The organism is Chromobacterium aquaticum (genome assembly GCF_021129195.1).
GTDB classification, from domain to species: Bacteria; Pseudomonadota; Gammaproteobacteria; order Burkholderiales; family Chromobacteriaceae; genus Chromobacterium; species Chromobacterium aquaticum.
Genome location: NZ_JAJOHW010000273.1, coordinates 1 through 746 on the forward strand (window position 1 = coordinate 1; position 746 = coordinate 746).

The window sequence follows — 746 nt, forward strand, 5'->3', positions numbered from 1 at the left end:
GCTACGGCTGGCGCGCCCGGCGCGCCGGCGGTGCCGGCCACCGTGGCCGGCCGTCCCGACGCCAAGAAGGGCGGCAGCGGTAACAAGAAGGGTGGCGATCGCTGGGATGACAACAAGAAGGGTGGCCGCGGTCTGAAGACCAAGGGCGGCGACGCCGGCAATGATTGGAAATCCCGTGGCGGCAAGAACCGTCACAAGCAGAACAATCAGCACGCCTTCCAGGCGCCGACCGAGCCCATCGTGCATGAAGTGCTGGTGCCGGAAACCATTTCCGTCGCCGACCTGGCGCACAAGATGGCCGTCAAGGCCGTCGAGGTGATCAAGGCGCTGATGAAGATGGGCATGATGGTGACCATCAACCAGGTGCTGGATCAGGAAACCGCGATGATCGTGGTGGAAGAGATGGGCCACGTGCCGAAGGCGGCTCAGGCCGACGATCCGGAAGCCTATCTGGAACTGAGCGGCGGCGAATCCGCGGTGGAAGCGGTGGAACTGCCGCGCTCCCCGGTGGTGACCGTGATGGGTCACGTCGACCACGGCAAGACCTCGTTGCTGGACTACATCCGCCGCGCCAAGGTCGCCGCGGGCGAAGCCGGCGGCATTACCCAGCATATCGGTGCTTACCACGTGGAAACCCCGCGCGGCATGATCACCTTCCTGGATACCCCGGGTCACGAAGCGTTTACCGCGATGCGTGCCCGTGGCGCCAAGGCCACCGACATCGTGGTGCTGGTGGTGGCGGCCGA

Annotated in this window: 1 protein-coding gene; it reads left to right on the plus strand. The window is 65.5% G+C overall.

Annotation, left to right across the window (positions count from 1 at the left end; translation table 11 throughout):
• Nucleotides 1-746 (plus strand): translation initiation factor IF-2 N-terminal domain-containing protein (locus LQT98_RS23750; RefSeq protein WP_231465721.1); only part of this gene is annotated, 746 nt, incomplete at both ends.